12 protein-coding genes are annotated in these 10,551 nt (G+C 68.4%); 9 read left to right on the top strand and 3 right to left on the bottom strand.

Annotated features, from left to right (window positions below):
• Positions 1–383 precede the first annotated feature (383 nt).
• From cls to AC1DR7_RS11970, 6 genes are all read left to right on the top strand, one after another.
• The gene (gene cls, locus AC1DR7_RS11995) at positions 384–1,802 is read left to right on the top strand and encodes a cardiolipin synthase (RefSeq protein ID WP_457318194.1); all 1,419 of its coding nucleotides are present in this window, start codon (positions 384–386) and stop codon (positions 1,800–1,802) included.
• Positions 1,803–1,827: 25 nt separating this feature from the next.
• Positions 1,828–3,240, top strand: a complete 1,413-nt coding sequence (locus tag AC1DR7_RS11990; protein WP_478051848.1) for an FAD/NAD(P)-binding protein — start codon at positions 1,828–1,830, stop codon at positions 3,238–3,240.
• Between the two features lie 134 nt (positions 3,241–3,374).
• Positions 3,375–4,382 carry a subclass B3 metallo-beta-lactamase gene (gene bla / locus AC1DR7_RS11985; protein ID WP_457318189.1) on the top strand — a complete coding sequence of 336 codons (1,008 nt, stop codon included), beginning with the start codon at positions 3,375–3,377 and terminating at the stop codon, positions 4,380–4,382.
• Positions 4,383–4,416: 34 nt separating this feature from the next.
• The gene (gene uvrD / locus AC1DR7_RS11980; protein WP_256777540.1) at positions 4,417–6,609 is read left to right on the top strand and encodes a DNA helicase II; all 2,193 of its coding nucleotides are present in this window, start codon (positions 4,417–4,419) and stop codon (positions 6,607–6,609) included.
• 16 nt (positions 6,610–6,625) lie between these two features.
• Entirely contained in the window at positions 6,626–6,952 is a 327-nt protein-coding gene (locus AC1DR7_RS11975) for a low molecular weight protein tyrosine phosphatase family protein (RefSeq protein ID WP_256777541.1), read from the top strand.
• A gap of 134 nt (positions 6,953–7,086) precedes the next feature.
• A complete protein-coding gene (locus AC1DR7_RS11970) occupies positions 7,087–7,641 on the top strand; it encodes a hypothetical protein (protein ID WP_256777542.1) in 555 nt (184 codons plus the stop codon).
• A gap of 114 nt (positions 7,642–7,755) precedes the next feature.
• Here AC1DR7_RS11970 and AC1DR7_RS11965 read toward each other — a convergent pair whose 3' ends face one another.
• Positions 7,756–8,148, bottom strand: coding sequence for a DUF4386 family protein (locus AC1DR7_RS11965; protein WP_457318191.1), 393 nt, complete (start codon positions 8,146–8,148; stop codon positions 7,756–7,758).
• Between the two features lie 122 nt (positions 8,149–8,270).
• Between AC1DR7_RS11965 and AC1DR7_RS11960 the strand changes: the two genes are divergently transcribed.
• The 3 genes from AC1DR7_RS11960 (at position 8,271) to AC1DR7_RS11950 (ending at position 9,698) form a co-directional block, all read left to right on the top strand.
• A complete protein-coding gene (locus AC1DR7_RS11960) occupies positions 8,271–8,543 on the top strand; it encodes a hypothetical protein (RefSeq protein ID WP_478076499.1) in 273 nt (90 codons plus the stop codon).
• A 71-nt stretch (positions 8,544–8,614) separates the two neighbouring features.
• The gene (locus AC1DR7_RS11955; RefSeq protein ID WP_256777545.1) at positions 8,615–9,175 is read left to right on the top strand and encodes a sugar O-acetyltransferase; all 561 of its coding nucleotides are present in this window, start codon (positions 8,615–8,617) and stop codon (positions 9,173–9,175) included.
• A gap of 76 nt (positions 9,176–9,251) precedes the next feature.
• Positions 9,252–9,698 carry a universal stress protein gene (locus AC1DR7_RS11950; RefSeq protein WP_256777546.1) on the top strand — a complete coding sequence of 149 codons (447 nt, stop codon included), beginning with the start codon at positions 9,252–9,254 and terminating at the stop codon, positions 9,696–9,698.
• Between the two features lie 156 nt (positions 9,699–9,854).
• Here the strand turns inward: AC1DR7_RS11950 and AC1DR7_RS11945 are convergent, their stop codons facing one another.
• Both AC1DR7_RS11945 and AC1DR7_RS11940 read right to left on the bottom strand, forming a co-directional pair.
• Complete coding sequence (locus AC1DR7_RS11945) at positions 9,855–10,094, bottom strand: hypothetical protein (protein WP_256777548.1); 240 nt, start codon at positions 10,092–10,094, stop codon at positions 9,855–9,857.
• Positions 10,095–10,179: 85 nt separating this feature from the next.
• Entirely contained in the window at positions 10,180–10,464 is a 285-nt protein-coding gene (locus AC1DR7_RS11940; protein WP_457318474.1) for a DUF2782 domain-containing protein, read from the bottom strand.
• Positions 10,465–10,551: the final 87 nt, after the last annotated feature.

The following is a 10,551-nucleotide window of genomic DNA, read 5'->3' as shown; positions in this document are numbered from 1 at the left end:
GGCTTCCCCCTGCGTACCGCAAGCCGAGCCCCTTCGCGGTCGGTAGGCTCCTGGGCAAAATAAAGGAGGAGGCCGCCAGGCCGGGGGACATTTGCACCAGGGGCCTACCGGCCGCGAAGGGGCCCTCACGCGCGCGGCAGACCCAAACGGAGACGCCAGCCGATCCAAACGCACCTGCAATCCCGGCCACGCGCATATCGCCGCGTGCCATCTGCGACGTCCTTTGGAACCAGATGCTCCCTTCCATTGGAAGAAGAACTTTTTTCATGGCAGGCGCGATGGGGCTCCGACCGAATTGACGGGCAGCCGGCCAGCGGCCGGCACTACCGGGTGCATACACCGGGCATGTCAGAATGGATCGATACCTCCCGACGGGCGACGCGATGCTGTTCGAGTGGATGCTGGGCTCCTGGTTGTTGATGCTGGATTGGGTGATCCGGCTGGCCGCGCTGTTCTGGATACCCACCCGCACCACGCCCGGTGCGGCACGCAGCTGGTTGCTGCTGGTCGGCTTCGTGCCACTGCTCGGCTTGCCGCTGTACCTGCTGTTCGGCCACCCGTGGTTGTCGCGCCAGCGCGTGCAGCGCCAGGCCGAAGCCTCGCAGGTGATCCGCGAAGAGCAGGCGCTGCAGCCCCCGCTGCGCTGGACCCCGGTGCCCAACACCGCCACCGCCGAGATCGTGCCGCTGATCGAGCGGCAGGGCGACTTCATGCCCATCCACGGCAACGCCGTGGACCTGCACAGCGACTACCAGGCCTCACTGCAGGCGTTGATCGAGGATATCGACCAGGCCCGCGAGCGCGTCCACCTGCTGTACTACCTGATGTTCGACGATGCGGTGGGCGAGGCGATCGTGCAGGCATTGCAGCGTGCCGCCGCGCGTGGCGTGCACTGCCGCCTGCTGCTGGACGCGGTGGGCGCCAAGCGCGGCCTGCGCCATTATCGACGCCGCCTGCAGGCACTGGGCGTGGACGTGCGCGCGATGCTGCCCGGTGGCCTGCGCTGGCGCCGCAGCGGACGCATGGACCTGCGCAACCACCGCAAGATCGCGGTGATCGACAACCGCGTCGGCTACATCGGCTCGCAGAACCTGGCCCAGCCGGAGTTCGTCCCGGGCTTTCCCAACAAGGAACTGGTCGCGCGCGTGCGCGGCCCCGGTGTGGCGCACCTGGAGGCGGTGTTCGCCAGCGACTGGTACATGGAAACCGGCCAGCGCCTGGACGTGATGACCGCCGTGCCGGTGTGCTCGGCTGACGTCGCCACCCAGCTGTTGCCCAGCGGCCCGGCCTATCCCTTCAGCAATGCGCGCGATGCGGTCAACGCGCTGATCCATCTGGCGCGGCGGCGGATCGTGCTGGTCACCCCGTACTTCGTGCCCGATGAAGCCACGCTCAGCGCGTTGCGCATCGCCGCGCTGTCCGGCGTGCAGGTGCAGCTGATCCTGTCGGCCAGCAGCAACCAGCGGCTCACCGCGTGGGCGCAGGAGGCCTATTACGATGAGTTGCTGCGCTGTGGCGTGCGCATCGCGCTGTACGAGCCCTGTTTCCTGCATGCCAAGCACCTCACCGTGGACGAGGACATCGCGCTGGTCGGCTCGATCAACCTGGACATCCGTTCGTTCGCGCTCAACGCCGAGATCGGCATGCTCTGTTACGACACCGGCATCGTCGCCCAGCTGCTGCAGATCGAAAGCGACTACCTGCTGCAAGCGCGCCACCTCGAGCTGGACACCTGGCGCCAGCGTCCGGCGTGGCGGCGCAGTCGCGAAGGCATCGCGCGCCTGGCCGATGCGTTGATGTGAGCGTGTCGCCAGCGTGCGCGCAGGCATCGCCTACAATACCCGCATGAGCGCATCCGATTCCCACCGCCAGTGCGACCTGGCCATCGTCGGCGGCGGTGCGGCCGGCGTGCTGGTCGCGCTGCATGCCCTGCGCAGCGCGACCCGCGCGGTGCACATCGCCTTGTTCGAACCGGCCTCGGTGCTGGCCCAGGGCATCGCCTATGCCACGCCGTGGCCGGAGCATCTGCTCAACGTGCCGGCCGGCAAGATGAGTGGGCTGCCCGAGGCGTCCGAGGATTTCCTCGATTACCTGCAGCAGGTCGATGCGTTCCCCGCGGTGTCGCGTGAGGCGCTTGCGGCCGAGTATGTGCCGCGACGCTTCTACGCGACGTACCTGCAGGCCCGGCTGGAACAGGCACAGGCGGCCAGCCCGGCACGCCTGAGCGTGGTGCACGAGGCGGTGATCGGTCTGCAGCCGGCGTCGACCCCCCGGCATCTTTCGCTGGCCAATGGCGAGCAGTGGCAGGCACGCCAGGTGGTGCTGGCCTGCGGCAACAGCATGCGCCCGTTGCCGGTGCCCGGCGCCGAGGCGCTGCCGCCGGGCAAGGTCGTGGATGCCTGGGATTACGACGGCGTGCGCCTGCTGGCCGGCGATGGCGACCTGGCCATCATCGGCTCGGGCCTGAGCATGGCCGACAGCGTGGTGGCGTTGGCCAACGCCGGGCATTGTGGCCGCATCCACGTGCTGTCCCGTCACGCGCTGCTGCCGTTGGCGCACGCGCACGGCGGCGCGGCCACGTTCGATCCGCAGCCGTTGCTGGCCATGCCATTGCGACAGAAGCTGCGCGCGCTGCGCGGTCACGCACGCGATGCGGTCGCGCAGGGCCTGCCGTGGCAGAGCGTGATGGACCGGATCCGTGCGCTTGGACAGGCCCTGTGGTTGAGCCTGGAGGCGGCCGACCAGCGCCGTTTCCTGCGCCATGTGGTGCGCTACTGGGACGTGCATCGCCACCGCATCGCCGAGCAGGTAGAGGCGCAGGTGGACGCGCTGGAACGGTCCGGACAGCTGCAGCGGCATCGCGCGCGACTGGACACGGTACTGGTGCTGGACGGCACCCTGCAGGTGCACGCGCATGGCGCCGATGGCGGCCTGGCGCCCCTGCAGGTGAGTGCGTTGATCAACGCTACCGGCGTGGAAACCCGCGCCATCGCGATGCGCAATCCACTGGTCCAGCAACTGCTGGCCAATGGCCACGCGCGCCCGGGTCTGCACGGGCTTGGGCTGGATACCTCGGTGGCGCATGCTGAACTGCTCGCGGCCAACGGCCAGCCGCATCCCGACGTGCAGGTGGTGGGCAGCCTGCGCATCGGTACGCTGTGGGAAAGCCTGGCCATTCCGGAACTGCGGGTGCAGGCGCAGCAGGCCGCCGTGCGCGCGCTGGGCCGATGCCCTGCGTAGGTGGGCCAGCTGCGACACCTCGCGGTATCGGCTGACGCGAGGTATTGAAAGGGCTCATGCCTCTGTCTCGATCTTCGCATTGGTGACGGTGCGCATACCGATCTAGGCTGCTGCCTTTCAGACCGGGAATACGCATGACGTCCACCTTCGACCTGAACGCCCCACGCGGTCTCCGTGCCCAGGCGGTGACGCGCCGTCTACTGGTCGTACTGGGTGCAGGCATGCTGCTGTCTGCCTGCCGGCCAGCAGACAGTGCCGATGCCGCCGTAACCGGCGCGCCGGCCAGCGCCGCGCCGCCCGTGGCCAGGGCAGTCGATGACATTCCGGCCTGCCCGGCCGGTGCCAGCGTCATGGACGGCTGGAACGATCGCGCCCCGCCACGGCGCATCTTCGGCAACACGTGGTATGTGGGCACCTGCGGGCTGTCGGCGGTGCTGGTGACGTCCGACCAGGGGCATGTGTTGATCGACGGGGGCACCGTGGCGGCCGGTCCCCTGATCGAGGCCAACATCCGTGCACTGGGCTTCGATCCGCACGCGGTGAAGTACCTGGTGAATTCGCATGAACACTCCGACCATGCCGCCGGCCTGGCCCACCTGCAGGCGGCCACCGGTGCCCCGCTGCTGGCGCGTGCACCGGCGGTTGCCACGCTGCGCAAGGGCAGGAGCGACCGCAGCGACCCGCAGTACCTCGAACCGGGCGGGACCTTCCCGCCCGTGGCCGACGTCGCGGTGATCGGCCACGGCGAGGTGGTCCGTGTTGGTCCGTTGGCGCTGACCGCGCATGCCACGCCGGGCCACACCCCCGGCGGCACCAGCTGGACATGGCGTTCCTGCGAGGGCGCACGCTGCCTGGACATCGCCTACACCGACAGCGTCAGTGCCATCTCCGATGCGCAGTACCGCTACCTGGATCATCCAAAGATGGTGGCCGCATTCGGCCGCGGCCTGGACACCCTTGCCGCGCTGCCCTGCGACATCCACGTGACGCCGCATCCGCTGGGCAGCGATCTGTTCGCCCGCCTGGCGGGCGATGGCACGCCGCCATTGGTGGACGCGGGGGCCTGCCGGCGTTACGCGCAGAACGGACGCGCCCAGCTGGACGCGCGCCTGAAGGACGAGGCTGCCGGCCGCAAGCCCTGACGCAGGGAGGGCGCGGAGGGCGTAAAATAGCCCGATGGATGTCTCCCACTTGCTCGACGGGCTCAACCCCGCCCAGCGCGAAGCTGTGTCCGCCCCGCCCGGCCACCATCTGGTGCTTGCCGGTGCCGGTTCCGGCAAGACCCGCGTGCTTATCCACCGCATCGCCTGGCTGAATGAAGTCTGCGGCGTGCCCACCCATGGCATTTTCGCGGTGACCTTCACCAACAAGGCCGCCGGCGAGATGCGCCACCGCATCGACCTGCAGCTGCCCCAAGGCAGCCGCGGCGCGTGGATCGGCACCTTCCACGGGCTGGCCCACCGCCTGCTGCGCCTGCATTACCAGGACGCCAAGCTGCCCGACAGCTTCCAGGTGCTCGACTCGGACGACCAGCTGCGCCTGGTCAAACGCGTGGTGCAGCAGCTGGAGATCGACGACAGCAAGCATCCGCCCAAGCAGATCGCCTGGTGGATCAACGAGCAGAAGGACGAAGGTCGTCGCCCGCAGCACATCCAGCCCGAGCCGCACGATGCGTGGCTGGAAACCATGCGCCAGGCCTACATCGCCTACCAGGAGCGCTGCGACCGCGCCGGCCTGGTCGACTTCGCCGAGCTGCTGCTGCGCGCGCATGAACTGCTGCGCGACAACCCGGCGCTGCTGGCGCACTATCGCTCGCGTTTCCGCGAGATCCTGGTGGACGAGTTCCAGGACACCAACGCCATCCAGTACGCCTTCGTGCGCGTACTGGCCGGTGACAGCGGCCACGTGTTCGTGGTCGGCGACGATGACCAGGCCATCTACGGCTGGCGCGGCGCCAAGGTCGAGAACGTCCAGCGCTTCCTGAAGGATTTCCCCGGCGCGCAGACCGTGCGGCTGGAGCAGAATTACCGCTCCAGCGCCAACATCCTGGGCGCGGCCAACGCGGTGATCGCGCACAACCCGGACCGTATCGGCAAGGAACTGTGGACCGACAGCGGCGACGGCGATCCGATCGACCTGTACGCGGCCTACAACGAAATGGACGAGGCGCGTTACGTGGTCGAACGCGCGCGCCAGTGGGTGCGCGACGGCGGCAGCTACGGCGATGCCGCAGTGCTCTACCGCAGCAACGCGCAGTCGCGTGCCTTCGAAGAAGCGCTGATCTCCGAACAGGTCCCGTACCGCGTATACGGCGGCATGCGCTTCTTCGAGCGTGCCGAAATCAAGGACGCGCTGGCCTACCTGCGCCTGATGACCAACCGCAACGATGACGCCGCCTTCGAGCGTGCGGTCAACACGCCCACCCGTGGCATCGGCGACCGCACCCTGGATGAAGTGCGCCGGTTGGCGCGCACCCACGCGATCTCGCTGTGGGAGGCCACCATGCTCACTACCCAGGGCAACGAACTGGCCGCACGCGCACGCAATGCGCTGGCCGGGTTCCTGACCCTGGTCAACCAGCTGCACGGCGAAGCCGGCGAGATGACCCTGGCCGAGCGCATCGACCACGTGCTGGTGCGCTCGGGCCTGCGCGAACATTGGTCCAAGGAAAGCCGCAACGCGCTGGATTCGGAATCGCGCGCGGACAACCTGGACGAACTGGTCTCGGTGGCCTCGCGCTTCGTGCGCCGCGAAGACGACATCGAAGAAACCGGCGAGACCATGAGCGAACTGGTCGCGTTCCTGTCCTACGCTTCGCTGGAGGCCGGCGAAGGCCAGGCCCAGGCCGGCGAGGAGGGCGTGCAGCTGATGACGCTGCATTCGGCCAAGGGCCTGGAGTTCCCGATCGTGTTCCTGGCCGGCATGGAAGATGGCCTGTTCCCGAGCGCACGCTCGCTGGAAGAGAGTGGCCGGCTGGAAGAAGAGCGTCGCCTGGCCTACGTGGGCATCACCCGCGCGCGCCAGAAGCTGGTGCTCAGCTACGCCGAGTCGCGCCGCATCCACGGCCAGGAAAACTACAACGTGCCCTCGCGCTTCCTGCGCGAGATCCCGCGTGAACTGCTCAATGAAGTGCGGCCCAAGGTGCAGGTCTCACGCACCGCCTCGCTCGGCGCCAACCGGGTGATGGGGCACGCCGCGCTGGAAGCGCCGCCGCTCAAGCTGGGTGCGATGGTCAACCATCCCAAGTTCGGCGAAGGCATGGTCACCGACTACGAAGGCAATGGGCAGCATGCCCGCGTGCAGGTCGAGTTCGCCGATGCCGGCAGCAAGTGGCTGGTGATGGCGTACGCCAACCTGACCGTGATTTGAGGGTGGCGCGCCACGGATGACGCGCCACGTCCTCTTCATCTGCAGCCAGAACCGCCTGCGCAGCCCGACGGCCGAGCAGGTGTTCGCCGATTGGCCGGGTGTGGAGACCGCATCGGCCGGGCTCAAGCCCGATGCCGACGTGCCGGTCAGCCCGGAGCTGCTGCAATGGGCCGACCTGATCATCGTCATGGAGCGTGCCCACCGCAGCCGCCTGTCCAGCCGTTTCCGGCCATGGTTGGGCGGCAAGCGCATCGTCTGCCTGGATATTCCCGACGACTACGATTTCATGCAGCCGGCGTTGGTGGCGTTGCTGGAACGCAAGGTACCGCCGCTGCTGCGGTAGAGCCGAGCCATGCTCGGCTGCTCTGCTCTGCTCTGCGCGGTGCCATCGCCCCGTCCAACCGGCGCTGCCTGTTACGTAGCCGGGCATGGCTCGGCTCTACAATGGTTGGCCTTTCCTCCAGCCCAGGCCGCCTCATGACCGATTCGCCGATGCACATCACCGTCAAGTTGAACGCAAAGCTCCAGCCCGAGCATCGCCACGAGCTGTTCGAGGATCCGCTCGACGCGCTGCTGGAAAATGCAGGCCTGGGCCAGCTCACCGGCGGCGGCACGGCATTGTCCGATGAGGGTGAAGTGGAGTACGGGGATATCGAGATCGCGCTCAACGATCCGGCTTCGCTGCCGGCGGTGATCGAACTGCTGGAACAGCTGGGCGCGCCGAAGGGCTCGCTGATCCAACGTGCCGGTGAGCCGGATCAGGCGTTCGGCGTCACCGAAGGCCTGGCCCTGTACTTGAACGGCACCGACCTGCCGGACGAGGTGTACGCGCAGTGCGATTCGAACTATGTGTTCGAGCAGATCGTCGAGCGCATCGAAGGCGTGGGCGAGATCTGCAGCTGGTGGCAGGGACCGACCGAAACCGCGCTGTACCTCTACGGCGTGTCGTTCGAGACGCTGCGCGAGCGCATCGCCGAACTGGTCGCGACCTATCCGCTGTGCCAGGGCGCGCGCGTGGTGAAGATCGCCTGATCCCCGTCAAGCCATGCCGGGTTTGCGGGTAGCCGACCAACGGTCGGCTCTACGGTGTGCCGGATCCACGTAGAGCCGACCGTTGGTCGGCTGCCGTTCGAAGCACCCCAACCCTCACTCCGTATCGACCGCTCGCGCCGCCCCACGCACCTGCTCCCAGTCCAGGCCGAACAGCACTAGCCACAGACCGCTGCCGATCTCGCCCAGCGAGGCCGGCAGGGTGGCGTAGTCGGACAGCAGCGTGGTTGCATAGCCGCGGATCAGCAGCTCGCCGAACACGCTGAGCACAGCGCCCGCGCCGCCGACCATCAGCAGCGCGCCGGGCACGCGCGGGATGGCGCGCGTGCGCCACACCCGCCCGCCGCACGGCAGCAGCCACAGGCGCCAGAACAGGCTGGCCAGGAAGATGTGGCTGCTCCAGCTTTTCAGTGCACCCAGCGCCAGCGCCTGCCGCTGCGCGGCGGGAAGTGCCAGGGCGCGCGCACGGCGGGTCCGTGCGGCCTTCATCGACCGCGACTCATCCGCCCGGGTCCGGCACTCATCCCGGATTTCACCGGATTCGTCGCCTGCCGCTTGTGGCGCACACGCACCGCGCCCAGAGTCTGGCGCTGTCCGCTGGGAGCGCGCAAATGAACAAGGGAATTCCGTACCTGCTGGCTGTTCTGGTCGCGCTGACGCTGTCGGCGGGCTGGGCGGCGCCGGTGCTGGCCCTGTTCGAACACGCCTACACCTGCCTGCAGACGGGGGGCGGCCTGGACCTGGTGCGACTGCGGTGCGAAGCGCGCCCCAGCGGCCTGTGTGCGTTGCTGGCATMGTGGCCCTTCTGGACCACTGCCGGCGTGCTGGGGCTGACGGCGATTGCCGCCACGCGCCTGCCCGGCCGGCGCATGAGCCCGCGCTGACAGCCGCACCGCCGCGTCTACCCGGAACAGGGCCGGCGCGGCATCATCAGCAGCCACACCAGGAATCGACCATGGCGCTGAGCGAAAAGGAAAAGATGCTGTCCGGCCAACCCTACCGGCCGGGCGACCCTGAACTGCAGGCCGAGATGGCCGCCGCCAAACACTGGATGGTCCGCTACAACGCCGCCCTGGCCGAATCGCCGGCGGTGCGCCGCACGCTGCTGCGGGAGCGGTTGGGTGCGGTGGGCGAGGGCGCGGTGATTCGCCCGCCCTTCCATTGCGACTACGGCAGCCACATCCAGCTCGGCGAGGGCGTGTTCCTCAACTACAACTGCGTGATCCTGGACGTGGCCGAGGTCAGTATCGGCGCCGGCACCCAGATCGGGCCGGCGGTGCAGATCTATGCCGCCGACCACCCACGCGATCCGCACGCACGTGCCGACGGGCTGGAGTTGGCCAGGCCGGTGCGGATCGGCCGCAACGTCTGGATCGGCGGTGGCGCGATCGTGCTGCCCGGGGTGAGCATCGGCGACGATGCGGTGGTCGGTGCCGGCAGCGTGGTCACCCGCGACGTGCCGGCCGGTGCCACCGTAGTCGGCAATCCGGCGCGGGTCGTGCCCCGGCGCGATTGATCTGGCGCAAGGCGCAGCCTCCACACCGGGTGTGCAATGGTGTCCACCCCATTGTCACCGTGGACGGAGCCCTGCCATGTACAAGCGAATCCTGATTGCCACCGACGGGTCGGAGCTGGCCGAAAAGGGGCTGCTCAAAGGCCTGGAGCTGGCCCGCGACCTCAATGCCGAGGTCGATATCGTGACCGTTTCCGAGCCGTGGGCGGTGGGCATGTACGACGCGATGGGCTGGAGCGTGGGGTACATGAACAGCCCCGAGTACAAGGCCGACCGCGATGAGGCCGCGCAGAAGGTGCTGGACCCGGCCAAGGCCACCGCCGAAGCACAGGGCCTGCGCGTCAACGTCGTTCACGTGCTGGACCGCTACGCCGCCGATGGCATCATCGACACCGCCACCGAACGCAGCAGCGACCTGATCGTGATGACCTCGCACGGCCGCCGCGGCGTCACCCGCGTGCTGCTCGGCAGCCAGACCGCCGAAGTGCTCGCGCGCAGCACCGTGCCGGTGCTGGTAATCCGCTGAGGGACCGACCGGGTAGTGCCGGCCGTTGGCCGGCTTCCGGTGACGTCAGATTTMCCGAGGAGCCGGCCAGCGGCCGGCAGTATCTGGCGASGTCACGTTTTACCGAGGAGCCGGCCAGCGGCCGGCACTACCTGGCTCGGGTGCGGTGCGTCTGGATCAATCGCGCAGCTGCAACGTCTGCGATTCGTCCAGGCTGCCGTCCGGCTGCAGCACCACGTAGCGCTCGCCCGCGCGGTCGAACAGCACCGGGATCGGGTCGCGGAACAGCGGGCGGCGCACGAACCGCAGCTGCCAGCCGAAATGCTCCAGCGTTTCCACGGCCTTGCGTTGCTCGGCGGTGAGGCCGGCGCGCAACTGGACTGGATCGGGCGACTGGCGGCGTTCGGGCGTATTCATGCGGGAAAACGAAACGGCGGGAGAGACTTCTGCGCCTGCAAGCGGTGTACCAGCACCGGGCGCGGCCGCAGCGCGGCGTATGCCATCACCAGCTGTAGAGCTTCCAGTACACCGGCGAGACGCCGTCCTTGTCGCTGTCCATGCGGCCATCGCCGTTGCGGTCGTACATGTAGTACGCCGCGCCACGCGACGGGCTCACCTTGACCATGCGCAACTGGCCGCCGACGCGGTATTCCTCGACGGTGTCACCGTTGTCCAGGGTGCGCTTGGAGACATCGGCACCGCTGACATCGACCGGGGGCGAACCCGCGCGGCCGGTGGTGGCGCACCCGGCCAGCAACAGCAGGCCAGCCAGCATCAGAGTCTTCATGGGCCGAGGATCCTTGTACGGGGAGGTCTGGATTATGCCCCATGGGTCGTGATGCCCGCGCAGGGACCGCGTGCGACCGGGCGGGTA

It is taken from the genome of Stenotrophomonas sp. P5_A9, assembly GCF_056400525.1.
Note: the sequence above shows the minus strand (reverse complement) of the source record. Positions and strands in the feature narration are given on the sequence as shown.